We start from the raw sequence: 25,520 nt of genomic DNA, 5'->3' as shown, positions 1-25,520 counted from the left end.
CCCCCATTTTCGGCGGATTGACTACGCTGGGCTCTATGCCCGACTCCCCGCTCTTCACCGCAGCTGCGGTCGCCGTGATCGTGCTGGCCGTCGCCGTCGTCGTGGGCGTTGGCCTGAAGGTGATGCGTTCGTTCCGGGACCTTGGCACCGACGCCGAGCGGGCCACCTACAACACACTCCACGCCGCTTCCCGCGCAGGGCAGCATCTCCGCGGCGGGCTCCAACCAGCGGGTGCGGCCAAGGCCAGCAAGCAACTGCGTACGCTCCTGGGCTGTGACGCGCTGGCCATCACGGACACGGACAGCGTGCTTGCCTGGGATGGCGCAGCCGAGGAACTCAGGCCTTCCCTCATGCGGCTCGCCGCTGAAGTGCTGTCCACCGGACGAACGGCGGTTGTGCCCCATGCCGGGCATCCGGGCACGACAAAATCAGAGCACCGCAACCACGATTTCAGCGCGGTCATCGCTCCGATCCGGTCCGGGTCCCGGGTGGTTGGAGTGGTGGCGGCACTTGCACCGGCTGCTGGGGCGGGGCTGGTCAGGGCCACCAGCGAGGTGGCTGATTGGATTGCCGCGCAATTGGAACTTGCTGAGCTGGAAGCGTCGAGAACCTTGCTGATGGAAGCAGAAGTCCGTGCCCTGCGCGCCCAGATCAGCCCGCACTTCATCTACAACTCGCTCAACGCCATCGCCTCCTTCATCAACACCGATCCTGCCCGTGCCCGCGAATTGGTGGTCGAGTTCGCTGACTTCACCCGCTACTCGTTCAGGCGCCACGGCGATTTCACCACCGTTGCCGAAGAGTTGCGGTGCATTGACCGCTACCTGTTGCTGGAACGGGCACGCTTTGGTGATCGGGTACAGGTAAGCCTGCGGATCGCGCCCGAAGTGTTGAGCACGGTAATCCCCTTCCTGAGTCTCCAGCCGCTGGTCGAAAACGCCGTGCGGCATGGGCTTGAAGCGAAGGAAGGTCCCGGCCACATCACCATCTGCGCGAATGATTCCGGGGCTTTTGCAGAGGTCACCATCGAGGACGACGGTGTGGGGATGGACCCGGAGCATCTGCGCTCAGTACTCGCCGGCCATACCGACGGCGATCACGTTGGGCTCCGCAACGTGGACGCCCGGCTGCGCCAGGTGTACGGCGACGACCATGGCCTGGTGATCGAGACAGCCCCGGGCGAGGGAACGCTGATCACCATGCGGGTGCCCAAGTCCCAACCCGGACACGAGGCCTGAACTGCCGGGCTAATCTTTAATCATGATCAATGTGCTCGTCGCTGATGACGAACTACCGGCTGTGGAGGAGCTCGCCTTCCTGCTTGGACGCGATGAACGCATTGGCGCCATTCATCGTGCATCGTCCGGCGCTGAGGCCTTGCGGAAGCTGGAAACGGAATCCGTGGACGCAGTTTTTCTCGACATCCACATGCCGGCCCTTTCCGGGCTCGACATCGCCCGGGCCATTTCCCGGAGCAGCAGTCCACCGGCCGTTGTTTTCGTCACGGCCGACGAAGACTGCGCCCTGGAAGCCTTCGACCTTGCCGCCATCGACTACCTGCTGAAGCCGCTCCGGGCAGAACGGCTGGCGCGATCAGTGGACCGGATCAGCGAGCTCATCAAGGACGGAGCGCCCGCCCCTGAGATGATCACCGTGGACCTTGGCAGCACCACGCGCATGATCCGGCGGGACGATGTCAGCTACGTCCAGGCCCAGGGTGACTACGCCCGGCTGCATACCGCCGAGGCCAGCTACCTGATCCGTGTGCCCCTCAGTGATCTCGAACAAAAATGGGCAGAGGCGGGGTTCATCCGGATCCACCGCTCCTACCTGATCGCCCTGAACCACGTGCAGCATCTCAAGCTGTCCGCCGCGGGTCCCAGCGTGACTGTGGCGGGCGCGGAGTTGCCCATCAGCCGGCGCCACTTGCCCTCCGTCCGGGACAAGCTGCAGTCCACCCGCATCCGGCCACAAGGATGACGCGCGTTCGCGTTACGGCACCGCGCCAATCCGCTACGGCAACACCGGGCCGGTTTCCCTACTCGCGTGAAGTGACCGAAGATTCCGACGCCGGTCAGGTCTTCATCCGCTCCTTGATCCGGTCCCAACTCCGGCTTGCCGTGGTGGTGGCCTGCGGATTCCTGCTGATCCTGATCGCGTTCGCGTTGCTCCTGGTCTTCGGACCGGGTGTCGCCGAAACCCGCATCCTGGGCATTCCCCTCGACTGGCTCCTGCTTGGCGCCGGAATTTACCCAGTGATCGGCATGTGTGCTTGGCTCTATAATCGCGCGGCGGCCCGCAACGAGGCCCGATACCGGGACTTGGTGGAGGACAAGTGAACCCGGCTGTTGGGTTGGCCGCGTTCTTGGCTGTGTCAATTACGACGGCGGTCATCGGCTTTTACGGGCTGCGGATCTCCCGTACAACGGGAGATTTCTACGTGGCTTCGCGCACAGTCCCACCCTGGTGGAACGCCTCAGCAATCGGCGGCGAATACCTGTCGGCTGCGAGCTTCCTCGGCGTGGCCGGCCTGATTCTCCTCTCGGGGACAGACGCCCTGTGGTTCCCGGTAGGCTACACCGCCGGGTACTTGATGCTTTTGCTCTTCGTTGCGGCTCCCCTGCGCCGTTCCGGTGCTTACACCATCCCGGATTTCACTGAAGCCAGGCTGGATTCCAAGGCTGTGCGTAGGGTGACCAGCCTTGTAGTGGTGGCAGTGGGTTGGCTGTACATTGTGCCCCAGTTGCATGGGGCAGCACTCACCATTCGGATCACCACGGGGTTGCCATCATGGGTTGGTTCGACGGCGGTGGTTCTGGTTGTCTGCCTCACGGTGGTGGCGGGTGGCATGCGGTCCATTACGTTCGTTCAGGCATTCCAGTATTGGTTGAAAATAACGGCCCTCGCCGTCCCCGTGGTGTTTGTGCTCCTGGTATTGGCGGGCAATGGCACCCCGGCCGATGCACAGCTTCCGGTGAATCCGACGGGCCAACCGGCAGCCAGTGCCTACCAAAACATTTCGTTGATGGTCGCCCTGCTGTTTGGCACCCTTGGCCTGCCGCATGTGCTGGTTCGGTTCTACACGAACCCCGACGGGCAGTCTGCCCGCCGCACCACCTTGATCGTGTTGGGGCTGCTGTCGGTCTTCTATCTTTTTCCCACGCTGTCTGGTGCCGTGGGCAGGGTGTTCGCGCCGGAACTCGCGCAGAGCGGGCAAGCCGATGCTTTGGTCCTGTTGCTGCCTGGCAAACTGGTGGGTGGAACGGCGGGCGAGCTTTTGTCGGCCCTCGTGGTGGCAGGCGCCTTCGCCGCATTCCTGTCCACCACCTCCGGGTTGGTTGTCTCGCTGTCCGGCGTCATCAGCCAGGACCTCTTTGGTGGCAGCGTCCGGGGGTTCCGACTCGCTGCGCTGCTGGCCGCCGTCGTGCCTTTGGGTTTTTCGTTCATGACCGATTCGCTGGCCTTGGCCGGAAGCGTTGGCTTGGTGTTTGCGTTCACGGCTTCCACCATTTGTCCTGTGCTGCTGTTGGGCATTTGGTGGCGAGGGCTGACCGACGCCGGAGCGATCGCGGGCATGGTCACCGGTGCAGTTCTCTGCGGAGGGGCGATGGTGGTGGGAACCCTCATGGGTCCCGGAAACGCCCCTGCGTGGCTCGCCCAACCAGCTGCGTGGAGCGTTCCGGCGGCCTTCGCGATCATGGTGATGGTCTCCCGAACCACCAAAAACCGCGTGCCTGGATCTGTTGCCCGGATCATGTCCCGTTTGCACGTACCGGAACGGCCGGTGGCAACGGAGCGCTGACCCAGTTGTCGGCGAATCGCACAAGGTGGAGAATGACGCCATGTCCGAGCACCCGGGTGGATCCAGCCCCGAACCGCCAGCACGTGAACCGGAAGTCTCCCCTGGCGTCCGGGCCCAATTGCTCGCCACGGAACACTGGAGCCTGCTCGCGTCCAGGAGCACCACCCAAGGCGAGGTCCTCACACGCATCAGCATGTTCCTGACCTTCACGTCGGCCAGTTTGCTCAGCGTTGCACTTGTGGGTCAGGCCACGCAGTTCTCAGACGCCTTCCGGGCTTTCGCGCTGACCATCCTCAGTATCGACGTTGTGGTGGGGCTGTTGACCCAGATCCGGGTCATGAGTGTCAGCCTTGAGGACCTGATGTACGTCATCGCCATGAACCGGCTGCGCGCCGCATACGTGGATCTTGACCCTGGACTTGCCAAGTACTTGATGGCCTCGTACAACGATGACCAAGCTGGCTCCAAGCAGACGTACTACTTTCTGGGAGGGCGAAGAGATTTCAGCCAGGTGGCCGGAAGCAGCATGATGTACATGATCACCGTTAACGCGGCGTTGCTCGCCTTGCTGGCAGGAGCAATGCTTTCAGCAGCGGGTCTTCCAATGCCGGCCGCAGTGATTTTGGCCGCACTCGCCTTTGCGGCGTTCTTCGTGACGTCCATGATCCGTGGGAAACGCCGATACGAGAACGTCTGGAGGATCAACCGACCGATCTCCCCCACACAGCGCTAGCTTGTGTAGCGCTTAGTCGATGGCCGCCATGAGTTCTACGACGCGCTCCAGGAACGCGTCAACCTGGGCTTCTTCGTAGCCTTCTTCGCCCTTGGCTGCACGGAAGACTGCGCGGCGAACGGTATCTACGCTCAGTGGCTGGTCATGTTCAAGGTAGCCGATGAGTTCAGCGCACAGGGCGTCAACGTCTTGGACGTTGTAACCGCGGGCCTTTTTCTTGGCCGGACGACGGAACCGATCGCCGTCGGGCCTGTGCAGGCGTCCCCGCAGGACACCGGACAGCTTGCCGATCTGGCGCAGCCAGGCTTCCTCGCCCTGCTGGCTGACCAGGTCATCACGCTCACGCCGGGCGAACGCGTCTTCCAACCGGTCCAGGGCCGCGTCCACGCTGTGGGCGTCATAGCCTCCCTTGACCGGATCGAAAGCCACGGACCGGACGTCCACGCTGCCCAGGTGATCGGCTGCTCCCACGGGATTTTCGAACGCGGTTCTTGCGCGCTTGAGGAACGCATCCACTTGCTTGGCGTTGTAGCCGTACTTGCTGCGCTCCACGCGCTCGAATGTTGCGGGAATCTGGCGTCGAATGTCCAAAGCCACTACTTATCCTTCATCGGGGGTTGTCACACGCCGCTCAGCAGCGCAAAGAGAACGTAGGCCACAGGGGCCGCGAAGACAATGGAGTCAAGGCGGTCCATGACGCCGCCGTGTCCGGGCAGAATGCTGCTCATGTCCTTGATGCCGAGCTCGCGCTTGACCATGGATTCCGCGAGATCGCCAGCGGTTGCCGCAGCCACCATGCCAACGGCGAGCACCAGGCCAACCCACCACGGTTTGTCCAGGATAAACACGCAGGCCAGGACACCAATGATCATTGCTCCGCCGACAGAGCCGGCGAAACCTTCCCATGATTTCTTGGGGCTGATTTTCGGCGCCATGGGGTGCTTGCCGAACGACGCACCCACGATGTAGCCGAAGGTGTCGTTGGATACGACCAAGAGCAGCATGGTGGCAATCTGCCACGCACCCTCCGGAATACCGTTGGTCCAAAGACCCACTGGAGTGGCGCCACCGCTCGCGTGCAAAGGCAGTGCCGCGAAACTGATCAGGAACGGAATCCAAGCCAGGGTAAAAACGCCTGCGAATACGCTTCGCGGAGCCCCTGCGCCACTTTCGATGGAACGCCACAGCAGCACAGCGACGCAGCTGGCCACCATGGTAAAGAGCAAACCTTCCAAACCGCCAAAGTAGGCGGAGACCGGCATGCCGACGCTTCCGATCATCACGGGGATAATCGGCATCCTGGTGCCCTGGGCTTCAAGCGCCCGGTAGACCTCCCAGACGCCGAGAACGGCGAAGCATGTGGTCAGGACCACGAATCCGAGCGGGAGGAACAAGAGTCCGCCCAGCACCGCAAACAGCATGGCCAGCCCGACGCCGATAGCGGCCGGAAGATTCCTGCCCGCCTTCGGCGTCGGGTTTTCACGCACACGCCTGACGCGTTTGCGCGTGTCGTGTGTCGGGACCCGCTGCGCGGGCGCCGGCTCAGCCTGGTTCATTAGACCTCGAGCAGCTCGGCTTCCTTGCGCTTGAGCAATTCGTCGATGATGTCGACATGCTGCTTGGTCAGGGCGTCGAGTTCCTTCTCGCCACGGGCGCCCTCGTCCTCGCCGGCTTCGCCGTCCTTGACGAGCTTGTCCAGCGAGTCCTTGGCCTTGCGGCGGATGCTGCGGATGGAGACCTTGGCGTCTTCACCCTTGCCCTTGACGATCTTGACGTATTCCTTGCGGCGTTCCTTCGTCAGCTCGGGAATGGTCACGCGGATCACGTTGCCGTCGTTTGACGGGTTGGCGCCGACCTCGGAGTCGCTCAGGGCCTTCTCGATGTCACGCAGGGCGGTCTTGTCGTAGGGGGTGATCAGGATGGTGCGGGCGTCCGGCACGCCGAACGAGGCCAGCTGCTGCAGCGGCGTGGGCGTGCCGTAGTACTCCACGATCACCTTGTTGTAGAGCGCGGGGTTTGCCCGGCCCGTGCGGATCGAGGCGAAATCATCCTTGGCTACCTCAACCGCTTTGTCCATCTTCTCGCCGGCTTCGAGCAAGGTCTCTTCGATCACGGTTTCTCCTCAGAAATAGTCGCCGCCCGTTGAAGGGCGGCAGTGCACAGTAAAGATCCGCCACAAGGGCGGACGGTCCTAGAAATATCCTAGCCCTTGCTAGGGCGTAACCAGGGTTCCCAGTGTTTCGCCAAGGATGGCGCGGGTAACGTTGCCCTCGCCTTCCATGCCGAAGACGACCATGGAAAGTTTGTTGTCCTTACACATGGTCATGGCTGTCTGGTCCATGACGCGGATGTCGCGGCGCAGGGCGTCGTCGTAGCTGAGGACGTCGAGCTTCTCGGCCGACGGGTCCTTCTTGGGGTCCGCGGTGTACACGCCGTCAACGCCGCTCTTCGCCATGAGGACGACGTCGGCGTGGACTTCGAGCGCACGCTGGGCGGCCACGGTGTCCGTGGAGAAGTACGGGAGTCCGGCGCCTGCACCGAAGATGACTACGCGGCCCTTTTCCATGTGGCGGATGGCGCGGCGGGGGATGTAGGCCTCGGCCACCTGTCCCATGGTGATGGCGCTCTGAACGCGGGTTTCGACCCCTGCCTGCTCAAGGAAATCCTGGAGCGCCAAGCAGTTCATGACCGTGCCGAGCATGCCCATGTAGTCAGCACGGGAGCGGTCCATGCCGCTCTGGGAGAGTTCAGCGCCGCGGAAGAAGTTTCCGCCGCCGACCACGATGGCAACTTCGACGTCGGATACGGCCGCCGCGATCTGCTTGGCAATGGCCCGGACGGTGTCGGGATCAACCCCGAGCTTGCCTCCGCCGATGACCTCGCCGGACAGTTTCAGAAGTACACGACGGCGGGCCTTCTCTGGCTGGATTGCAGTGTTGACGGTTTCCATGGTGCCTTCCCGTTGGTGGACTCTGGCTAGATTATCGTGCTGTGGGTCCGCGCAGGTACTACCTGGACGGGTGCATGAAAAAGGGGCGGCCACCGAAGTGACCACCCCTTTTCATGACTTACTAGTTTCCGACGCGGAAACGGGTTACTGCAGTTGCCTTGACGCCGGCTTCTTCGAGGACCTGTGCAACGGTCTTCTTGGAATCCTTGGCGAATGCCTGGTCAACCAGAACTTCACCCTTGTAGAAGCCCGTCACGCGGCCTTCGACGATCTTGGAGAGAGCAGCTTCCGGCTTGCCTTCAGCTTTGGCAGTCTCTTCGGCGATGCGGCGCTCGGACTCGACCAGTTCTGCCGGTACGTCTTCGCGGGTCAGGTAGTTCGGAGCCATGGCTGCAACGTGGACAGCGATGTCGTGTGCTGCGGTGGCAGCGGCTTCGCCTTCACCGTCAACAGCGAACAGAACGCCAACCTGGGCCGGGAGGTCCTTGGAGGTCTTGTGCAGGTAAGCGTCAACCGTGGTTCCCTCAACGCGGGAAATACGACGGACAACAACCTTCTCGCCGAGGACAGCGCCCTCTTCGATGACAACCTCGGACAGCGGCTTGCCGTCGACCTCGGTGGCCAGCAGGGTTTCGAGATCGGCAGCGCCGGACTCGACTGCAACGGTGAGCACCTTGTCAGCCAGTTGGATGAACTTGTCAGCCTTGGCGACGAAGTCGGTCTCGCAGTTGACCTCGATCATTACGCCCACGTTGCCGGTGACCTTGGCAGCAACCAGGCCTTCAGCGGTGGAGCGGCCTTCGCGCTTGGTGGCGCCCTTGAGGCCCTTGATGCGGATGATCTCGATGGCCTTCTCAGCGTCACCGTTGGCTTCGTCAAGAGCCTTCTTGACGTCCATCATGCCGGCGCCGGTGCGCTCGCGCAGGGCCTTGATGTCAGCAGCAGTGTAGTTCGCCATGTGAACCCCTCTGTCTAGAAATATTGTGTGTTTACGGACTGACAGGACGGCAGCCCACCGTGTGGGCCGCCATCCTGTCAGTGGCCCCTGCAACCGTTGCCGGCGTCAGGGAAGGTCCAAATTTACTTGGCTTCTTCGGCTTCGCCGGATGCAACTTCAGTAGCTTCGGCAGCGGGAGCTTCAGCAGCCTCGGCGGCCGGAGCTTCTTCAGCCTTGCTGCCTTCGAGGAGCTCGCGCTCCCACTCAGCCAGCGGCTCTTCCGGAGCTTCGGTGGTGCCGGTTGCGCGCTGGTTACGGGCGATGAGGCCCTCAGCTACGGCGTCGGCAACAACGCGGGTAAGCAGGTTGACGGAGCGGATGGCGTCGTCGTTGCCCGGGATCGGGAAGTCAACTTCGTCGGGATCGCAGTTGGTGTCCAGGATGGCAACAACCGGGATGTTCAGCTTCTTGGCTTCGTCAACAGCAAGGTGTTCCTTCTTGGTGTCGACAACCCACAGAACGGACGGAGCCTTGGTCAGGTTGCGGATACCACCGAGGTTGGTTTCCAGCTTGGTGAGTTCACGCTTGAGGAGCAGGAGCTCCTTCTTGGTGTAACCCGAGCCAGCGACGTCCTCGAAGTTGATCTCTTCGAGTTCCTTCATGCGCTGGATACGCTTGGCAACGGTCTGGAAGTTGGTGAGCATACCGCCCAACCAACGCTGGTTGACGTACGGCTGGCCAACACGGGTAGCCTGCTCGGCGATTGCTTCCTGAGCCTGCTTCTTGGTGCCGACGAACAGGACGGTGCCGCCGTGGGCGACAGTAGCCTTGACGAACTCGTAGGCGCGGTCGATGTAGGACAGCGACTGCTGAAGGTCGATGATGTAGATGCCGTTGCGCTCCGTGAAGATGAAGCGCTTCATCTTCGGGTTCCAACGACGGGTCTGGTGTCCAAAGTGGACGCCGCTGTCAAGCAGCTGGCGCATAGTTACGACGGGCATGCCGACGCTCCTTCCGGCAGGTCATTCATGAGAGAGCCCATGGGACTGCTCTTACCCTGCCAATAGTTGACGGTTGTTTAGCCTTGCCCGGACGGGCGCGGCTCCTGGCATCCATTGCACTTCTCATCCGGGCTGAAGCCATACAGCTCTGCCGGACCGCAAGAGGCACAATCCTCCACAGCCTGAAGCCACAGGGCTTCGGTGGTGGAGGGCTGGATACGCGTAGTCAGCTTGAGCCCCCTCGCACATCTGAATGAGACATGCTCCTGAATAAGCTTGAGGGCACAGCAAACTGCTCCACCAAGTGTACTACAGCAGACCCACCTGTCTGACCGGCCGAAACCCCGGGTTGTCCACATAGGACAGTTCGGGGATGGCCCTGCCGTGCGGCCCGCGAAAGGCTGACTTCATGGTCTTTCTGAAGTTCATTTTGTTCGCGGCTATTGCCGCCACTGTCTTTGCAGGCAGCTCCACCACGGTCGCCCCGGCTACGCCGCGGTGGAGCTGGCCGGTCTCCCCCAAGCCCGCCGTTCTGCGCGCTTTCGATCCCCCGGAAAAGCCGTGGCTGAGCGGGCACAGGGGTGTGGACCTGCAAACTGCGCCCGACGGCGGAATGGTCACCGCGCCGGCCGACGGTGTGGTCACCTTCGCTGGCGTTGTCGTGGACCGGCCAGTTATCACCATCGATCACGGCGAGGGCCTGCGCAGCAGCTTCGAACCCGTGAGCAGTGACTTGCAAGAAGGCGACCACGTGGTCAGGGGGCAGCTCGTCGGGTCCATCGAGTCCGGTCACTGCGGAGAGGCCGCATGCGTGCACTGGGGCGTCCGCCGCGGCGATGACTACATCAATCCACTCGGCTTCCTGGAGGACCTGAGGCCTTCCATCCTGCTTCCGCCGGATTGAGCCCGGTTCGCGTCGCGATCCAACCCGTCGATGGCCAGAGATCCAACCTGCGACGGCCAGAGATCCAACTAGACGATGGCCGAAACCCCGGTAATGGCACGACCGGTCACCAAGGTGTTGATTTCGTGGGTGCCTTCGTAGGAGTAGATGGCCTCGGCGTCGGAGAAGATTTTGGCCATCCCGTAGTCAGTGACAATGCCGTTGCCTCCCAGAATGCTGCGACCGAGAGCCACGCTTTCGCGCATCCGCGCGGTGGTAAAGGCCTTGGCCAACGCTGACTGCTCGTCCTTGGCAACGCCGGCATCCTCAAGCTGGGCCAAGCGGACCATCATGCCCATCGAACTGACAGCATTGCCAAGAATGCGTACCAACTGGTCCTGAACCAATTGGAAGGCGGCCAGGGGGCGCCCGAATTGCTGGCGCTCAACGGCATAGGCACGCGCCACATCGAACGCGGCCAGCTGAAGTCCAACAGCCTGCCACGCAACAGCCAGGCGGGTGACCTTGAGGACCTTGTTGGTGTCCCGGAAACTGTTCGCATTGGCCAGCTTGAAGAAATCGGGGACCACAACGTTGTCAAGGGTGATGTCCGCGTTTTGAACTGTTCGGAGGGAGATCTTGTTCTCGATCTTGGTAGCGGAGTAGCCGGGCAACGTGGTGTCCACCAGGAAGGCCTTGACCTGGTTGTCGGCAACATCCTTTGCGTAAATGACGACCCAGTCACAGAAGGTGGCGTTGCCGATCCAGCGCTTGGCGCCATTGAGGATCCAGTTGTCACCTTCCCGCCGGGCAGTAGTCCGGGTACCGCCGGCGACGTCCGAACCACCCAGGGGCTCAGTCAGCCCAAAAGCGCCGACCTTCTTCAGGGAGTAGATGTCCGGCAACCACGCATCCTTTTGCTCTTGGGACGCGAGCGCCTCGATGGAGCCGGTGAAGAGCCCATCGTGGACACCCATGAACGTGGCGATCGATGCGTCGGCGCGGGTAAATTCTGCGTGCAGAATTCCGGCGAACACGTTCGAATACCCCTGCCGGCGAACCGGGCTCACAAGGTCAATTTCGGCGAGCTTGGGGATAAGTTCCATAGGGAACTCGGCACGGTTCCAGCAGTCCACAGCCAGGGGCTTGACCTCGCGGGCCAGGAATTCGCGGACCTCGGCCAAGCGATCCTGTTCCTTGGCCGTCAGCATTTGCTCAAAGGCGTAGAAGTCGCCGTCGGCATAGGGCAGGGTGTTGACATCGAATGCAGCGTTGGACATTTCGCTCCTTCAAGGGTGGTCACCTGCGACCACATCACGAACCGGGAACGGCTCCGTGTCACCAACGGCACTGGACCACAGGAAGACACGCAGGCCGTCACGTTACCGGCGAGTAGTAAGTTACTGATCAGTAACATACCTCACGCTTAGCAGCCGCCGCAACGCCCGTCACTGATTCCAAAAAGCGACCAAAACGCAAAAAAGCCGTGGATGACGTCGAAACATCAACCACGGCTCCCGTGCAAAAGGGTAGGGCTACTCGGACTTGAACCGAGGACCTTAGGATTATGAGTCCCGCGCTCTAACCAGCTGAGCTATAGCCCCGAGGTGCCCCGGACCACCTCAAGAGAAGCCATCCGGGGCAAAACTCTCTAGCAATACTAATGGCAACCGGAGAGTGCTCCGGTCACAACACCTTGTCCTCGTACGAGGCACCACGGTAGAGGTCCTCAAACGTCTGGAGCGTGCCGTTGATGCTGTGCGGCCCAACCATCTCGCGGCTCACCTTGCCCATGGCCTTCAGTTCGTCGTTGGGGAGCTCCACCAGCTTGGTGATTTTCCCGGCCAGCTCAGTACTGTCGTTCGGGGTGAAGAGGTAGCCGTTCTCCCCGTCACGGACGAGGTGGGGCAGCGCCATGGCGTTTGCCAGGAGTACCGGCGTGGACGCGGACATCGCTTCCAGCGTCACCAACGACTGAAGCTCCGCCGTGCCAGGCATGCAGAAGATGTCGGCCTTGATGTAGGCCTCACGCAAGTCCTCGTCGCTGGCAAGACCCAGGAACTTGACGCGGTCACCGAGGCCCAGCTTGGCAACCTGGGCTTCCAAGGCCGGGCGGACTTCTCCGCCACCCACGATTTCCAGGTGGACGTTGAGTTCGCGGGGAGTCTTGGCCACGGCATCGATCAGGACATCGACGTGCTTTTCTTCCGCCAGACGGCCAGCGAACAGCACCGTGGGGTGGGCGTGCGGCTCAACGACCTCGCCCGGCTGAAGCTCATAGGCGGCCGAGTCGATACCGTTGGAAAGGGGCAGGACCTTCCGCAGGAAGGCGTGCTGGTGCATGGCCTTGGCGGCCAGTGGCGTAGGCGTCGTTACGACGTCCGCCTGGCCCATGACCTTGCCCATGTCCTTCCAGGAGATGCGACCCACGATGTCCTTGAACCATTGCGGGAAGGGCAGGAACGGGTTCAGGTTCTCGGGCATGAAGTGGTTGGTGGCCACGATTCTGATGCCGCGCTTCACGGCCTCGTAAAGTACGTGTTCGCCGATCATGTAGTGGCTTTGGATGTGCACGACATCGGGCTGGACTTTGTCGAACAGCAAGGAGATTTCCTTCTTGATTTCCCAAGGGAAGCAGATGCGGAAATACTCGTGCGTGAACACGCCGTGCGAACGGAGCCGGTGAACCGTTGCTTCGTCCCGGAACTCAGTGAAGCTCTTGCCGGTGTCCTGGCGGCAAGCCAAAACGTGCACGTTGTGACCACGGGCCGTCATCCCTTTGGCCAGGCGGTAGCCGAACTGAGCGGCCCCGTTGACGTGGGGCGGGTAGGTGTCCGCCGCGATCAGGATGGTGAGGGGTTTATTGGTATCGGGAATGGTCACGTGGAGAACTCCTGAGGGTCACGGTGCGGACAGCACTGGTTGCAATGCTGTGCTGTCGCCGGGTTGCCGGTCCGCAAGCGGTGGCGCGAGGTACAGCTAGTTGCCTTGGGCCTTCCGGCTCGCAGCCGCCTTTGCGTCCTTCTTGCGCTTGGTGACTTCCGGATGGTGACGGCTCAGGGCAATAACCCCCACGATAGCAAGGGAAGCTGCCGCGGCCATGCCGATCGCCATCACGGCGTGGACATCGGGACGAAGCTCACCGAGGATCACGATGCCAATCGCGATGCCCACAATGGGGTCAATCACGGTCAACCCGGCAATGACCAGATCTGGTGGGCCGCCGGAATACGCGCTCTGCACGAACCAGGACCCAAGACCGCCAGCGGCTGCGATGGCAATCAGCGTGTACCACTGCACATTGAGCAGGAACAGGCCGTTGGGATCGAGCAAGTGCTTGCCGATGATCCGCGTCAGGACAGCCACGAAGCCAAACAGCACACCGGCCCCCAGGATGTACACGAAGGCGCTCATGCGGTGTTTGAACAGCACCGCAAGAGTGCCGAACAGACCCACCGCCAGCGCCAGGAGCAGGACAATGGTCAGTTCGTCCTCGGCGTTGACATGGTGGTTTTCCTGCGTGACGGTCACGGCCAGCAACACGAAGAGCGCCGATCCGGACACGCACGCGGTAATCGCCACGACGGTGGCCCGGTTGATGCTGAGGCCTTGGTCCTTGGCGTTGACCACCGTAGTGATCACCAGCGCAATGGCGCCGATCGGTTGCACCACAGTCAGCGGCGCCGACACCAAAGCGATCGCGTTCATCACCATGCCCATACACAGCAACAGCAGGCCCAGCATCCATCGCGGATTCCGCAACAACCGCAGGAACCCGTTGGAACTGAGTGCGAGTCCGCCCGTATCGGCCTTCACCGCGCTGCCCTGCCGCTGGGCCCCGATGGCAAGGAAGAAGGCGCCAAGCACCGCAAGGAAAACTGCCAGCCAGACCATCAGTTGCGTCCGCCGTCGTCGTCGTTCCGCAGGTCCTTGCCCTTACGCAAGATGGCCCAAAAGTAGTTGTAGGCGGCAATCCAGTGACCCAGCAGCCCGAGGCCCAGGAAGACCCAGGCCGCAACGAAGTAGACCTCCGTGAAAGGTATTGGCAATTTGGACAGCACCAGCAAGGGCGTGCCCACCAACAGCAGCGCTGTGCGGATCTTCCCGATGATGCTGACGGGGAGGTCGGGGTGGCTGCGGAAGTAGAACAACGAGGCGACAGCCAAAATCGCGTCGGGCACCACGAGGGCGGCCAGGTACCACCACTGCACGACGCCGGCGATCGCCAACGTGACAGCAACGGCAATAAGGGCCGCACGGTCCGCCATGGGATCGAGGATCCTGCCAAGCTTGGACGTTTGGTCGAACCGCCTGGCAATGTAGCCGTCCACCCAGTCCGTGCTCCCCATGATGACCAGCACCAGCACGGCAAAGCCATACTCCTTTTGCCATAGCACCAACCACACGAACAGCGGGACGCCCATGAAGCGAAGCACCGTGAGGATGTTGGGGACAGTGACGATGAGGTCGTGGTCGACTTGCGGCCGGTCCGGGTGCGAACCAGCGCCAATGAGTCTCATCGTGTCCCCCTTCCCATGTTCAGTGTGTGCGGTGCCTGGCCGTGCCGCTACTTCTTGAGCAGCTTGCGCAAAGCAACCGCGAACACGGCAGCGGCAGCAACGAATGCCAGCAGATCTTTCCACCGGGCGGCCAAGCGATCGGGAACGCCCTCAGGGACGGCATCGCCAAGTTCGGCGAACTTCGCCGCTGCAAACTCGCGGCCCTCCTGGATTTTTTGGTTTGCGCTGTCCAGCAAGGCCTGGCCTTGCGTTTTCACGTCCAACTCAACGCCGAGGTCGTCGCGCACTCCAGTCAGGTGCTCGCGGCGCTTGGTGAGGCGGCGACGCAATTCGGCTTCAGTGGGCGGCTTGACGGCGTCGGCGTCCTTGGCGGCTTCCTTCGCAGCCTTCTCGGCCTTGGCCTTGGCTGCAGCAGCTTCCTTGGCAGCCTTGGCTGCCTTGGCAGCTTCCGAAGTGGGATCCAGGACAGACTCATCAAAGTTCGAGCCCTCCTTGGCAATCCCGAGGTCGTGCTTGAGTCCACGGATGGTGTCCTCGGGAATCAGCGGCAGGGCGTTCTTGAACCTTGCGACGCCGATCAGTGCAGCCAGGGCGATGATGAGCAGGAAGACCCCTGCAACGATCAAGGCAGCAAGCCAGGCCGGCATGATGGTCGCGAGCCCCATGATGGCTGCGACAACCAAGGCAATCACCAACAGCGACAGGAAAACGAGCGCAACTCCGAAGAAGGCCCCGGCGACACCAAGTTGGATGCCTTTGCGCTTGAGTTCGATTTTTGCCAGCGCGATCTCGTCATTGAGCTGACGGGGCGCTAAACGGGCAATGAGCTTGAGGGTTTTCGGCAAGGCACGGATGGCCGGTCCTTGTCTGGTCCGGCCGGTATGACGTCCACTCATGGGTTCCGCCTAACTGCTTCCTCTTGGCATTGTTTCCGGCGCCCGCGGCCTGAAAAGAACCTGCCGCACACACCTGTCCACAAAACTATCATTCAGGTTCCGGCTCAACTTTCGGCGCGGCGCCGCGGCGCGCCCGCTTTACCCCCGAATAAATATGATTCGGGCCATAGGATAGTTGATCGTGACGACCCCCATTGCTCCGGGCGATTCCCTGAGCCGACGCGAAAAACTTGTCTACATCGTTCTCTTGGGCGCGCTAACAGCGCTGGGCCCTTTTACCGTCGATCTGTACCTGCCGGCGTTCCCCGCCCTGGAGGACAGCTTCGGGGTGTCAGCGGCTGCGATTCAACTCACACTGACAGGTACCACCATCGGGTTTGGGCTGGGCCAATTAGTGGTGGGACCGTTCAGCGACAAGTATGGACGCCGTCTGCCTCTTATCCTGGCCACGGCCGTCCACATCGGTTCTTCGCTGGGCGCCGCGCTGTCAACGGACATCGCGCTGTTGTCGCTGTTCCGTGTGCTGATGGGCATCGGCGCGGCCGGTGGCGGCGTGGTAGCCATGGCCATGGTCCGTGACCTCTTCCACGGCTACTCGATGGTGCGCATGTTTTCCCGGATGTCGCTGGTCAATGGGTTGGCTCCCATTCTTGCGCCAGTGATAGGTTCCCAGTTGCTGCTGGTCTTCACGTGGCCCGGCATCTTCTACTTCCTGGCCGGCTATGGCTTGCTCGTGATTCTGGCCGCGATCTTCTTCATCAAGGAGACCCTCCCTCCTGAACGGCGGGGAAAGTCCAACGTTACGGTGCGCCAGCGCTACAAGACGGTCCTGACAGACCGCATTTTCGTCGGCATGCTGCTGGTGGGCAGCCTCAACTTCGGCGGCCTGTTCGCCTACCTGTCGGCCTCGACCTTCCTGTTCCAGGACATCTACGGTTTCTCCCCGCAGGAGTACGGTGTCCTGTTCGGCGTCAACTCCTTGGGCATCGTGGCAGGCGTGCAGATCAGTTCGCGCTTGATCCGCCGCGTTGCACCCCAGTGGATCGTCGCAGGAGCCACCGTCTTCATGCTGCTCATGGCAGGGCTGATTATCGTCCTGGACCTGTTCCACGTTGGCCTGTGGGGCATCCTGATCCCTCTGTGGTTCTACATCTGCGCCACTGGCTTCATGTTCCCGTGCGTCCAGGTCCTCTCGCTGGCGAACCATGGCGCCCAGGCCGGAACCGCTGCCTCCCTCCTGGGTGCGGCCCAGTTCATGATGGCCGGAATTGTTCCACCGGTGGTCGGCTGGCTCGGTGTCGATTCGGCCGTCCCCATGGGTACCGTCCAAGCCGTCTGCATTGCCGCTGCCATAGCAGCCCTGTGGCTGGTGGTACGGCCCCGGACTGTCCCGTCGATCCACTAGGCGGGCAATCCATCGGCTTTTCGCAACGTAGGCTGTCAGCATGACCAGGAAACCGCACCGCAACGGCAGGGGACTTTTCCTCGGCGCGTTGCTCGGCGCCGTCGTCGGGGCGCTCATTGGCCGCGCCGCCGGGAGTGCGCTGTTTGGCGCGATCCTGGGTGCCGTCGTCGGAGCCGCCGTGCTCTACCGGGTTAATCCCGGTCCCTGGAACAGGGACTAGCCCCTCCCCTTCTGCCGCCCGGCAGGGCAGAATGGTGGCCAGCCGGGTCTAACCTGTGCTCCACCGGTGAAGGGGACATCACATGAGTGCGGCTGTGGGATATCGAGGCACGCTGCGCGGCCTGGCGGCCGTCCGGAGGTTACCTCTGACGTTGGGGATCGTCGTGATCCTTTGGCTTGTGGGCGCGGTGACCGGCAGCCTGCTGAATGGCCCGAGCGAGGAGTTGCTCGACCAAGTGGGGCTTGGCCTCGGCGTCGATCCCGGTCCTTGGTGGTCCGTCTTCACCTCGGCATTCTTTGCCTCGTCGTTGCTGGACTATCTGTTCTGCACCGCCGTGATCCTGCTGGGCGTCGGGATCGCCGAAAGGACCATGGGCCCGTGGCTGGCCGCCGCTTCCTTCCTGATCGGTTCGGCCCTCAGCGCTGTGGTACTCGTCGCGCTTGTTGCTTTTGGAACCGACAACAGTGATCAATGGCTCAGCTTCCTGGGTGGGGAGTACGTTGTGGGCGCTTACGGCGGCGCTGCTGCCGCTTTGGGAAGCGCGACGGCGGCACTTGAGGCGCTGTGGCGTCGTCGCCTGCGGACGTGGCTGCTGGCCGCTGCGCTCATGTTCGCGTTGTTCGTCGGCGTGGCCCAGACCATTCAGGCGCTGGCTGGGGCCGTCATCGGCGTGGCCTCCGGATGGGCCGTCCAGTCACTCATCTTGCGGCGTCGCGCCGGTTCTCTTCATTCGTCCAGCCTTCGTGAGACCCGTTTCCTGGTGGGCACGGTGGTGGGTGTCTTCGCTTTGGGCCCTCTGCTGACGCAAGTTACAGGGTCCCTGGCCATTGGGCCCCTCTCGGTTGTCTCCGAGGTCATGCTCCAAGCGAGTCCCGGAGTGGACGAAGTCCAAGAGGCCTGCGACAACGACAAGAGCTGTGTCACGCTGCAGGGCGTGGTGGGCGTGCGGAGCTTCGGCGCCGTTGTCCTGACACTGATCCCCGTCTTGCTGCTGCTGGTCTGCGCTGAGGGGCTACGGCGTGGCCGCAGGCTTGCCTACCGGCTGACCTTGGCCATCCAGTTGTATCTGGCCGTCGTCACGGTCCTCTCGATCCTCCAATACGTCACAGACCCTGAGGTGACACTGGGTGACGACGACATCGGCTACCTCCTTCTGTATGCTGTGCCCGCCGTCCTGGCTCCGATCATTGTGGTGTGGTTGCTGCTCGCAAACCGCCACAAATTCCGGGTGGAATCCAGTGACGCCGGCTACCGCGTCCTGGGCAGGACAACGTTGATCCTGTCAGTAACCGCTGTGGCCCTTTATGCGGCGTTCTGGTTCATGGAAGGCAACGCCGGCCGATCGACGCTCTGGGACCTCGCAGGCCAGCTGACCCACATCCTGGTCCCGTTCCCCGTGCCCTTCGTGGTGGAGCTTCCGCAGGGGCTGCTCAGCACGGTGCTGTACGGGCTGGGTGGCGACGTCATCTGGCTATGCATCCTGGTGCTGGTCCTGGGCAATTTCCGGCGCTTCCGCACCCTGGCCACAGACCCGGACGCTGACCTCGGTCACGCCCGGGAATTGTTGCACGACGGCGGTGGAACATTGTCCTGGATGGCCCTATGGGATAACAACCAGTACTGGTTCACGCCGGATCGCAAGGCCGGAGTCGCGTATCAGGTCCACAACGGCGTGGCGCTGACCGTCGCCGGACCGTTCGGCGCCCAGGGACACCTGCCGGAGGCTGCCGCGGGCTTCCTGGGCCACTGCGCCAAGCTTGGGCTGATTCCTTGCTTCTACTCGGCCACAGCTGAGCTGGATGAAGCCCTGCTCCCCCGCGGCTTCCGTAAGCTCGAGGTCGCAGAGGAAACCCTCCTCGACGTTCAGGCCATGACCTTCAAAGGCAAGGAGTGGCAGAACGTCCGGACGGCACTGAACCGGGCGGAAAAGCTGTCCATCACGGATCGCTGGTATCACTACGCCGACATGCCGCCGGGCATCAGGGCCCAGCTGGCGGAGATCTCCGAAGAGTGGGTAGCGGATAAGGCCCTCCCTGAAATGGGATTCACGCTGGGTGGCCTTGACGAGCTCAAGGATCCCGAGGTGCTCTGCTGCGTGGCCGTGGACGACGACGGACTGGTCCACGGCGTCACGAGCTGGCTGCCTGTCTTCACAGAACGCACCATATCGGGCTGGACCTTGGACTTCATGCGCCGCCGCACCACAGGTTTCAAAGGCGTCATGGAGTTCCTGATTGCGTCCGCGGTAAACCACTTCAAGGAGGACGTTCCGCAGATCTCGCTGTCGGGCTCCCCGCTGGCCAACGCCGGGACGGAATCCTCGGACGTGGATCACACAGCCCTGGACCGCGTGTTGGCACTCCTGGGCAACGCCTTGGAACCCATGTACGGCTTCAAATCACTCGCCGCGTTCAAATCGCGTTTCCAGCCGGAGCACCGGACCCTGTTCATGTACTACCACGACCCTTTGGCCCTGCCGGCCATCGGTATCGCCGTCGGTTCCGCTTACCTTCCGGGGCTCTCCCCCGGCCAGAGCGCCGGCCTGCTGCGGCAAATGGTGGCCAAGGAGCCCGCAGCATGAGCGCCGCACAACCATGAACGACCTCCTGAAGCTTGAGATCACCGGTCCCGTGGTGATGACCGTGGCCATCGCAATCGGCGTCGGGTTGTTTCTCTTGCTTTTCCTCCGGCCATCCCGGCAATGGACGCTCAAAGCCCTCCTGGGCATCGTGGTGGCGGCCGTCGCGGGCGGACTGACGGTGTGGATCGTTGAGGACGTCCTGGACGTCTTCCACGTGGGCCTGACGGCCAGAGTGTGGTTCTGGGTCATCACCGGATTTGCGGGCCTTGGACTGGCCTCGGTCAGTTTCAGCCATAGTCCCCGCTGGAGGAAGGCGGTAGCAGCCGTCTCCATCCCCGTGTTCCTCCTGGTAACAGCACTCGGTGTTAATTCGGAGTTCGGACTGAACAATACGTTGGGTTCCGCCTTTGGTATCTCCACCGAGGGCGCCATCCAGTTGAACAAACCTGACCCGCAAACGTCCATTCCAGCCGGACCGCTATGGCAGAACTGGAATCCGCCGGCCAATATGCCGGCAAAAGGGGAAACCGGGACGCAGGTCATCCCGGCTACCGTCTCAGGTTTCAACGCCCGGCCTGCGGGCATCTACTTGCCGCCAGCGGCCCTGACGGACAACCCGCCCAAGCTGCCCTTGTTCGTCCTCCTGATGGGCCAGCCAGGCCTGCCGGACCCGCAGTACGTGTCCGCGGCCCTGGACGAATTCGCCGCCAAGAACAACGGCCTCGCCCCGATCGCGATCGTTGCAGACCAGATCGGACCCGATGAGAACGACACCCTCTGCCTCGACACCGCCAAGTACGGAAACGTGGAAAAGTACATCAACGTTGATGTGGTCAATTGGGCCAAAGCAAACCTGAACATCCTCCCGGACCGGGATCATTGGACCATCGCCGGGTATTCCAACGGCGGCCAGTGTGCCATCTCCTTCGCCGTCAAATATCCGAAGATGTGGGGAAACGTCGTTGATATCTCCGGGGAGGAGTATCCCGGAGCCGAGGAACCAGCCCAGAACCTTCAAGACATCTTCGGCGGCAATCAGGCAGCCTACGACGCCCAGAAGCCGATCAACATCATGAAGGGCAAGCAATTTCCGAACACTACGGCCGTCTTCACTGTGGGCTCCGACGACGTCACGTACGTCGCGGCAGCAAAGGCCGTCTCGGCGGCAGCACGGTCTGCCGGCATGAGCGTCACTTACTACGAGGTTCCCAACGGAGGACATGTGGGGATCGCCCTGAACGCGGGCCTGACCAAGGGGTTCGAAGTCCTCTATCCCCGCCTTGGACTGTCCCGGTAAGGATCCTGTCAAGGTCGCCGTTCAGGGGCCCGCGCCTCTGTTGCGGGTACGGCCCCCAGCGATAAAGTTGAGATGTGCCTCATTGGCAAGAGCTGCAGCCGCTTCCGGCACCTTGGCAGCGTCGGGATGAACGCATCCTGCCGCTGTGGTGGGAACGGCTGTGCTCAGTAACCAGCCCCCAGTCCGCGGCCCTCTACGCCGCCGGACTGTTCACTGATGACCGTCGGCGACCCATTGCCCAGTGGTACAACCCCGAGGCAGACGCAGCGCTGTTGGTAGCCCCTGAGACCTCACCGGAATGGCCTGTGCAGCGCTTCGGGATCTTTTACGCCCCGCCAGGAGGCGGCTTTACCCGCGTGTACTCGGCACCTCATGAGTGGCATCCACGGGAACCACGCACGCCGCCTACAGAACAGGAAGCCTTCCTGGCCGCCGTCGCGGAAGCGGCACGCTTCCTGCAAGTCGAAATGGACTTTGTCTGAGGAAAGTCACACCGGATATCCAGCAAAAAGAATGAACCCCGCACCAGCGTGACGCCGGTGCGGGGTTCGTGCGCTCCTCCGACTGGACTTGAACCAGTAACCCTTCGATTAACAGTCGAATGCTCTGCCAATTGAGCTACGGAGGAATGAAGCGGTTATGACTTTAGCAAAGGTTCTACCGGAATGCGAAATCGGCGGGAGAGGGTCCCCCCAGCGCCACCTCGCTCACAACAACAGCCCCTTGAGCCCTCGTGAAAATACCCCACCGGGGTATAAAAAATACCCCCGTTCCGGCGAACCGGAACGGGGGTATTGTGCGCTCCTCCGACTGGACTTGAACCAGTAACCCTTCGATTAACAGTCGAATGCTCTGCCAATTGAGCTACGGAGGAATGAAGCGGTTACTAGCTTAACAGGGGTCAGCCGGAAAGCGAAATCGAGCCCCGAACGGCTCCCTCAGGCGCCTCCGGACCCCGGTTCAGCTCTCCGAGCATCCAGATCAGTTGTCGGACCGGAGCGCACGCCTCTGCATTTCCAGCTCCATCAGCTCACGGTTCAGCCGCTGGAAGTCAGCCGGGAACGCAACGGCATCCAGTCGTTGCAACTGGCCCATCTTGTCCGCCTTGATCCGCGTGATCTGCAGCTCAAACAGGCGCGCCAAAATGTCCCGGCAATACCGTTGCATGGCCTCCGGCGTGCTGGCCGGCAGCGGCGTCACCGCCAGTTCAGAGACCAGGGGTCGCAGCGGCTCGGGAACTTCCTGGCGAATATTCTCTACCCAGGCAACCGGATCGGCCGCATGGGCAAGGCCGGCAGCGCGTATCGCCGTGTGGACGGCCGCATAGGCCGGCGTGGCAAAGTAGGACACCTCAAAGCGTTCCCACGCTCCCCCGCCGAGCACTCCGGGCTCCTGGAGGACAACTTCGAGCGCCTGACGTTCCATGCCTGCCACGGGGTCGCGGGGATCGGGCCGCTGGAAGACAGGACCGGCAGCCTGCGGCGCTGCCGCCTCCGATTGCTGAACGGAACCCGCACCAGCGGGCGGGGGGCCGCCTGGGCTTGCGTGCTCCGTTCCGCTGGCCGACGTCGGACTGCCTGTCCCACCTGCGGCGGCGCGCTTTGCCGCTGCCCCTACGTAGCGGCTGACTTCCTCGATGGGCATACCCAGCCACCCGGCGAGTTCGCGCGTGTACGCAGGCCTGATGGCAGAGTCACGGATCTGGGCCACCACGGGGGCGGCCTCTTTGAGTGCCGCGACCCGGCCCTCGACGGTGTCCAGGTTGTGCCGCCGGAGCGAGGCCCTGATGGCAAACTCGAAGAGCGGCCGCCGGGTGCCGATGAGGTCCCGCACCGCCGCGTCACCCTTAAGTTGTCGAAGATCACAGGGGTCGGCACCCGTGGGTTCCACCGCGACGTAGGTTTGGGCCACAAAGCGCTGGTCCTCCTCGAAGGCGCGCAAAGCGGCCTTCTGGCCGGCGGCGTCGCCGTCGAAAGTGAAGATGACTTCTCCCCCGCTGCCGTCGTCGGACAGCAGCCGCCGGGCAATCTTGATGTGCTCGGTGCCGAACGCCGTGCCACAGGTGGCTACCGCAGTGGTGACCCCTGCCAGGTGACAGGCCATGACGTCCGTGTACCCCTCAACCACCACAAGTTGCCGGTCCTTGGCGATGTTGCGCTTGGCGATATCGATCCCGTAGAGGACTTGGGACTTCTTGTAGAGGGTGGTCTCAGGCGTATTGAGGTACTTGGGGCCCTGGTCATCCTCGTACAGCTTCCGCGCGCCGAACCCGATGGTGTCCCCGGCGATGTCGCGAATGGGCCAGATCAGCCGGCCGCGGAAGCGGTCGTAGATGCCGCGGTTGCCTTCGGAGAACATGCCTGTGAGCTTCAATTCGGCATCGGTGAAACCCCGTCCGCGCAGGTGCTTGAGGAGTGAGTCCCAGCCTTGCGGAGCGTATCCCACGCCGAAGTGTTCAGCAGCGGCCCGGTCGAAGCCGCGGCCGTCCAGGAAGTTCCTGCCTTCGGCGGCGCCGGGCGTCAGCAGTTGTGCGCGAAAGTATTCATCGGCAATCTTATGGGCGTCCAGGAGGCGTTGCCGTTTGCCGACTTCCTCGCGGTTGGGACCGGTTCCGCCGTCCTCATATCGCAGCTCGTAGCCAATCCTGGCAGCGAGCTTTTCCACCGCTTCGTGAAAGGAACTGTGGTCCATTTTCTGCACGAAGGAGATGGCATCGCCGTCTTCGCCGCAGCCGAAGCAGTGGTACCTGCCCACTTGCGGGCGGACGGTGAACGACGGTGAACGCTCGTCGTGGAAGGGGCATAGGCCCTTGAAACTGCCCAAACCGGCACCCTTGAGGGTGACGTAGCCGTCAACGACTTCCTTGATGTCTGTGCGCTGGCGTACTTCGTCGATATCTTCACGTTTGATCAAGCCAGCCACGTGACCATCCTAGTCGCTCAGCGGGGCCATAATAGCCGCTACCAAAGCGACGGAAGGCTTCCCACGAGCCGCTCATACAGGGCCAGGGCAGACCCGTCCGTTAGCGAAGCGACCTGGTCGATCACGACGCGAAGCCGGGCGGCGTCGTCGACGGCGTCACGCCAATCCGCGGCGAACATCGGCTCGAGGTGCCGGTCGCCTGTGGCTTTCAGCACGCCAACCAGTGCATGCAGTACTTCGCGCTGGCGCTCGTACACGGGTTGGCGGTGGTCCGTGGAAATGACGAAGGTAGTGGCGAGGCCCTTGAGGACCGCGATCTCTGTCACGGTATCCTCGGGCACCATCAGTTCAGCGCCGTACCGGGTCAGGTTGGACGGCCCGAAATGGGCCCGGGTGGTTTCCATGGCACTCTGGCAGAAGCGGCCGATGAGCTGGCTGGTCATATCCTTCAGCGCCGCCATGGACTTGCGGCTTCCGTCAGCCTCCCGGACCCAGACCTGCGTGGCCTCCAAGCGGGCCAGGGCGGCGTCGATCTCCGCGGGCTCATTGTGCGGCAGGTACCACTGCTTGGTGTAGCCGACAACGCGTGCACGATGGTCCGGGTTGTCCATCCACTTCAACTGGAAATGGCCGGCGACGATCGCATCCTCAACGTCGTGCACGGAGTACGAAATGTCGTCCGCCAGGTCCATGACCTGCGCCTCGATGCAGGAGCGGTTCCCCGGCGCACCCTCACGAAGCCACTGGAACACGGGCAGATCGTCCTCGTAGGCGCCGAACTTGCTGGTGCGGTGGCCGTGGATGACGGGGGCGTCGAGCGCGGACCACGGGTACTTGGAGGCGGCGTCCAAGCTGGCACGGGTCAGGTTGAGGCCCGCTGGTCGGCCGTCGTCCGCGAGCACTTTAGGCTCCAGCCGGGTCAGCAGCCGCAATGTCTGGGCATTGCCCTCAAACCCGCCAATGGCATGGGCCACCTCATTCAGAGCCGATTCGCCATTGTGGCCAAAAGGCGGGTGGCCGAGGTCATGGCTCAGGCAGGCGGTGTCCACCACATCCGGATCGCAGCCCAGGGAGCGGCCAAGCTCACGCCCCACCTGCGCCACTTCCAGGCTGTGGGTGAGCCGGGTGCGGACAAAGTCGTCCGTGTCCGGGGCAACCACCTGGGTCTTGGCTCCGAGCCGTCGTAATGCCGAGGAGTGCAGCACCCTGGCCCGGTCACGTTCGAAATCGGACCGGTACGTGTTCTTGCGCGGCTCTTCGACCCAACGTGCAGAGTCTGCCTCGGCGTAACCGGGAATCGCCTGGACGAAATCGTGCGGCGTTCCGGTGCGGCCAAGCATCGCTTCGGTTCCCATGGGTATCTGCCTCCTCCA

The 25,520-nt window shown here is 62.6% G+C and carries 24 protein-coding genes and 3 tRNA genes; 11 read left to right on the top strand and 16 right to left on the bottom strand.

What is annotated here, in order from left to right:
- Window positions 1–35 precede the first annotated feature (35 nt).
- The 5 genes from ACIQC5_RS07080 to ACIQC5_RS07060 are packed head-to-tail and all read left to right on the top strand — an operon-like array spanning window position 36 to window position 4,535.
- Entirely contained in the window at window positions 36–1,238 is a 1,203-nt protein-coding gene (locus ACIQC5_RS07080) for a sensor histidine kinase (RefSeq protein ID WP_400279884.1), read from the top strand.
- Between the two features lie 22 nt (window positions 1,239–1,260).
- Window positions 1,261–1,980 (top strand): LytR/AlgR family response regulator transcription factor, encoded by a 720-nt coding sequence (locus ACIQC5_RS07075; protein WP_400279882.1) that lies wholly within the window; start codon window positions 1,261–1,263, stop codon window positions 1,978–1,980.
- Complete coding sequence (locus ACIQC5_RS07070; protein ID WP_400279880.1) at window positions 1,977–2,339, top strand: hypothetical protein; 363 nt, start codon at window positions 1,977–1,979, stop codon at window positions 2,337–2,339. Before ACIQC5_RS07075 ends, ACIQC5_RS07070 begins: the two co-directional genes overlap by 4 nt.
- Entirely contained in the window at window positions 2,336–3,802 is a 1,467-nt protein-coding gene (locus tag ACIQC5_RS07065) for a cation acetate symporter (RefSeq protein ID WP_400279878.1), read from the top strand. The genes ACIQC5_RS07070 and ACIQC5_RS07065 overlap by 4 nt, the downstream gene beginning before the upstream one ends.
- 40 nt (window positions 3,803–3,842) lie before the next feature.
- Window positions 3,843–4,535, top strand: a complete 693-nt coding sequence (locus tag ACIQC5_RS07060) for a hypothetical protein (RefSeq protein WP_400279876.1) — start codon at window positions 3,843–3,845, stop codon at window positions 4,533–4,535.
- A gap of 12 nt (window positions 4,536–4,547) precedes the next feature.
- Here the strand turns inward: ACIQC5_RS07060 and ACIQC5_RS07055 are convergent, their stop codons facing one another.
- The 6 genes from ACIQC5_RS07055 to rpsB all read right to left on the bottom strand — a co-directional run bounded on the left by ACIQC5_RS07055 (window position 4,548) and on the right by rpsB (window position 9,423).
- Window positions 4,548–5,132 (bottom strand): DivIVA domain-containing protein, encoded by a 585-nt coding sequence (locus ACIQC5_RS07055; RefSeq protein ID WP_400279874.1) that lies wholly within the window; start codon window positions 5,130–5,132, stop codon window positions 4,548–4,550.
- Between the two features lie 23 nt (window positions 5,133–5,155).
- On the bottom strand, window positions 5,156–6,091 hold the full coding sequence (locus tag ACIQC5_RS07050; protein ID WP_400279872.1) for a phosphatidate cytidylyltransferase: 936 nt from the start codon (window positions 6,089–6,091) through the stop codon (window positions 5,156–5,158).
- Window positions 6,091–6,648 (bottom strand): ribosome recycling factor, encoded by a 558-nt coding sequence (gene frr / locus ACIQC5_RS07045; protein ID WP_400279870.1) that lies wholly within the window; start codon window positions 6,646–6,648, stop codon window positions 6,091–6,093. The genes ACIQC5_RS07050 and frr overlap by 1 nt, the downstream gene beginning before the upstream one ends.
- A gap of 99 nt (window positions 6,649–6,747) precedes the next feature.
- Window positions 6,748–7,485, bottom strand: a complete 738-nt coding sequence (gene pyrH / locus ACIQC5_RS07040) for a UMP kinase (protein WP_400279868.1) — start codon at window positions 7,483–7,485, stop codon at window positions 6,748–6,750.
- A 121-nt stretch (window positions 7,486–7,606) separates the two neighbouring features.
- Entirely contained in the window at window positions 7,607–8,443 is an 837-nt protein-coding gene (tsf, locus tag ACIQC5_RS07035; RefSeq protein ID WP_400279866.1) for a translation elongation factor Ts, read from the bottom strand.
- 122 nt (window positions 8,444–8,565) lie between these two features.
- Window positions 8,566–9,423 carry a 30S ribosomal protein S2 gene (gene rpsB / locus ACIQC5_RS07030; RefSeq protein ID WP_400279864.1) on the bottom strand — a complete coding sequence of 286 codons (858 nt, stop codon included), beginning with the start codon at window positions 9,421–9,423 and terminating at the stop codon, window positions 8,566–8,568.
- A gap of 409 nt (window positions 9,424–9,832) precedes the next feature.
- Here rpsB and ACIQC5_RS07025 point away from each other — a divergent pair, with 409 nt between their 5' ends.
- Window positions 9,833–10,327 carry a M23 family metallopeptidase gene (locus tag ACIQC5_RS07025; protein ID WP_400279862.1) on the top strand — a complete coding sequence of 165 codons (495 nt, stop codon included), beginning with the start codon at window positions 9,833–9,835 and terminating at the stop codon, window positions 10,325–10,327.
- A 68-nt stretch (window positions 10,328–10,395) separates the two neighbouring features.
- On the opposite strand, the gene ACIQC5_RS07020 is transcribed toward ACIQC5_RS07025, so the two are convergent.
- The 6 genes from ACIQC5_RS07020 to ACIQC5_RS06995 all read right to left on the bottom strand — a co-directional run bounded on the left by ACIQC5_RS07020 (window position 10,396) and on the right by ACIQC5_RS06995 (window position 15,722).
- Window positions 10,396–11,586, bottom strand: coding sequence for an acyl-CoA dehydrogenase family protein (locus ACIQC5_RS07020; RefSeq protein ID WP_400279860.1), 1,191 nt, complete (start codon window positions 11,584–11,586; stop codon window positions 10,396–10,398).
- A 250-nt stretch (window positions 11,587–11,836) separates the two neighbouring features.
- A tRNA-Ile gene (locus tag ACIQC5_RS07015) sits at window positions 11,837–11,910 on the bottom strand.
- 82 nt (window positions 11,911–11,992) lie between these two features.
- Entirely contained in the window at window positions 11,993–13,189 is a 1,197-nt protein-coding gene (locus ACIQC5_RS07010) for a glycosyltransferase (RefSeq protein ID WP_400279858.1), read from the bottom strand.
- 96 nt (window positions 13,190–13,285) lie between these two features.
- Window positions 13,286–14,200, bottom strand: coding sequence for a DMT family transporter (locus ACIQC5_RS07005; RefSeq protein WP_400279856.1), 915 nt, complete (start codon window positions 14,198–14,200; stop codon window positions 13,286–13,288).
- Complete coding sequence (locus ACIQC5_RS07000) at window positions 14,200–14,826, bottom strand: CDP-alcohol phosphatidyltransferase family protein (RefSeq protein WP_400279854.1); 627 nt, start codon at window positions 14,824–14,826, stop codon at window positions 14,200–14,202. The genes ACIQC5_RS07005 and ACIQC5_RS07000 overlap by 1 nt, the downstream gene beginning before the upstream one ends.
- Before the next feature lie 47 nt (window positions 14,827–14,873).
- Window positions 14,874–15,722 carry a phage holin family protein gene (locus ACIQC5_RS06995; protein ID WP_400279852.1) on the bottom strand — a complete coding sequence of 283 codons (849 nt, stop codon included), beginning with the start codon at window positions 15,720–15,722 and terminating at the stop codon, window positions 14,874–14,876.
- A 175-nt stretch (window positions 15,723–15,897) separates the two neighbouring features.
- On the opposite strand from ACIQC5_RS06995, the gene ACIQC5_RS06990 reads away from it, so the two are divergent.
- The 5 genes from ACIQC5_RS06990 (at window position 15,898) to ACIQC5_RS06970 (ending at window position 21,707) form a co-directional block, all read left to right on the top strand.
- Window positions 15,898–17,127 carry a multidrug effflux MFS transporter gene (locus ACIQC5_RS06990; RefSeq protein WP_400279850.1) on the top strand — a complete coding sequence of 410 codons (1,230 nt, stop codon included), beginning with the start codon at window positions 15,898–15,900 and terminating at the stop codon, window positions 17,125–17,127.
- A gap of 40 nt (window positions 17,128–17,167) precedes the next feature.
- Entirely contained in the window at window positions 17,168–17,347 is a 180-nt protein-coding gene (locus ACIQC5_RS06985; RefSeq protein ID WP_400279848.1) for a YMGG-like glycine zipper-containing protein, read from the top strand.
- Window positions 17,348–17,429: 82 nt separating this feature from the next.
- Window positions 17,430–19,928, top strand: a complete 2,499-nt coding sequence (locus ACIQC5_RS06980) for a phosphatidylglycerol lysyltransferase domain-containing protein (protein ID WP_400279846.1) — start codon at window positions 17,430–17,432, stop codon at window positions 19,926–19,928.
- A 13-nt stretch (window positions 19,929–19,941) separates the two neighbouring features.
- On the top strand, window positions 19,942–21,225 hold the full coding sequence (locus ACIQC5_RS06975; RefSeq protein ID WP_400279844.1) for an alpha/beta hydrolase: 1,284 nt from the start codon (window positions 19,942–19,944) through the stop codon (window positions 21,223–21,225).
- Between the two features lie 74 nt (window positions 21,226–21,299).
- Window positions 21,300–21,707 carry a hypothetical protein gene (locus ACIQC5_RS06970; protein WP_400279842.1) on the top strand — a complete coding sequence of 136 codons (408 nt, stop codon included), beginning with the start codon at window positions 21,300–21,302 and terminating at the stop codon, window positions 21,705–21,707.
- Window positions 21,708–21,780: 73 nt separating this feature from the next.
- Here the strand turns inward: ACIQC5_RS06970 and ACIQC5_RS06965 are convergent.
- The 4 genes from ACIQC5_RS06965 to ACIQC5_RS06950 form a co-directional block, all read right to left on the bottom strand.
- Window positions 21,781–21,853 (bottom strand) — tRNA-Asn (locus tag ACIQC5_RS06965).
- A gap of 173 nt (window positions 21,854–22,026) precedes the next feature.
- A tRNA-Asn gene (locus ACIQC5_RS06960) sits at window positions 22,027–22,099 on the bottom strand.
- Window positions 22,100–22,206: 107 nt separating this feature from the next.
- Window positions 22,207–24,147: a DNA primase gene (gene dnaG, locus ACIQC5_RS06955; protein ID WP_400279840.1), complete on the bottom strand. Its 1,941-nt coding sequence runs from the start codon at window positions 24,145–24,147 to the stop codon at window positions 22,207–22,209.
- A 38-nt stretch (window positions 24,148–24,185) separates the two neighbouring features.
- Window positions 24,186–25,502: a deoxyguanosinetriphosphate triphosphohydrolase gene (locus tag ACIQC5_RS06950; protein WP_400279838.1), complete on the bottom strand. Its 1,317-nt coding sequence runs from the start codon at window positions 25,500–25,502 to the stop codon at window positions 24,186–24,188.
- Between the last annotated feature and the right edge of the window lie 18 nt (window positions 25,503–25,520).

It is taken from the genome of Paenarthrobacter sp. NPDC092416 (genome assembly GCF_044755025.1).
Classification (GTDB): Bacteria; Actinomycetota; Actinomycetes; order Actinomycetales; family Micrococcaceae; genus Arthrobacter.
This window is presented reverse-complemented; position numbering and strand designations above follow the sequence as displayed.

What these genes read in the sequence shown, in the direction of transcription:
- ACIQC5_RS07080 (WP_400279884.1), top strand. Translation starts at nt 36, where the DNA reads ATGCCCGACTCCCCGCTCTTCACCGCAGCTGCGGTCGCCGTGATCGTG.
- ACIQC5_RS07075 (WP_400279882.1), top strand. Translation starts at nt 1,261, where the DNA reads ATGATCAATGTGCTCGTCGCTGATGACGAACTACCGGCTGTGGAGGAG.
- ACIQC5_RS07070 (WP_400279880.1), top strand. Translation starts at nt 1,977, where the DNA reads ATGACGCGCGTTCGCGTTACGGCACCGCGCCAATCCGCTACGGCAACA.
- ACIQC5_RS07060 (WP_400279876.1), top strand. Translation starts at nt 3,843, where the DNA reads ATGTCCGAGCACCCGGGTGGATCCAGCCCCGAACCGCCAGCACGTGAA.
- ACIQC5_RS07050 (WP_400279872.1), bottom strand. Translation starts at nt 6,091, where the DNA reads ATGAACCAGGCTGAGCCGGCGCCCGCGCAGCGGGTCCCGACACACGAC.
- pyrH (WP_400279868.1), bottom strand. Translation starts at nt 7,485, where the DNA reads ATGGAAACCGTCAACACTGCAATCCAGCCAGAGAAGGCCCGCCGTCGT.
- tsf (WP_400279866.1), bottom strand. Translation starts at nt 8,443, where the DNA reads ATGGCGAACTACACTGCTGCTGACATCAAGGCCCTGCGCGAGCGCACC.
- rpsB (WP_400279864.1), bottom strand. Translation starts at nt 9,423, where the DNA reads ATGCCCGTCGTAACTATGCGCCAGCTGCTTGACAGCGGCGTCCACTTT.
- ACIQC5_RS07025 (WP_400279862.1), top strand. Translation starts at nt 9,833, where the DNA reads ATGGTCTTTCTGAAGTTCATTTTGTTCGCGGCTATTGCCGCCACTGTC.
- ACIQC5_RS07020 (WP_400279860.1), bottom strand. Translation starts at nt 11,586, where the DNA reads ATGTCCAACGCTGCATTCGATGTCAACACCCTGCCCTATGCCGACGGC.
- ACIQC5_RS07005 (WP_400279856.1), bottom strand. Translation starts at nt 14,200, where the DNA reads ATGGTCTGGCTGGCAGTTTTCCTTGCGGTGCTTGGCGCCTTCTTCCTT.
- ACIQC5_RS07000 (WP_400279854.1), bottom strand. Translation starts at nt 14,826, where the DNA reads ATGAGACTCATTGGCGCTGGTTCGCACCCGGACCGGCCGCAAGTCGAC.
- ACIQC5_RS06995 (WP_400279852.1), bottom strand. Translation starts at nt 15,722, where the DNA reads ATGAGTGGACGTCATACCGGCCGGACCAGACAAGGACCGGCCATCCGT.
- ACIQC5_RS06985 (WP_400279848.1), top strand. Translation starts at nt 17,168, where the DNA reads ATGACCAGGAAACCGCACCGCAACGGCAGGGGACTTTTCCTCGGCGCG.
- ACIQC5_RS06980 (WP_400279846.1), top strand. Translation starts at nt 17,430, where the DNA reads ATGAGTGCGGCTGTGGGATATCGAGGCACGCTGCGCGGCCTGGCGGCC.
- ACIQC5_RS06975 (WP_400279844.1), top strand. Translation starts at nt 19,942, where the DNA reads ATGAACGACCTCCTGAAGCTTGAGATCACCGGTCCCGTGGTGATGACC.
- ACIQC5_RS06950 (WP_400279838.1), bottom strand. Translation starts at nt 25,502, where the DNA reads ATGGGAACCGAAGCGATGCTTGGCCGCACCGGAACGCCGCACGATTTC.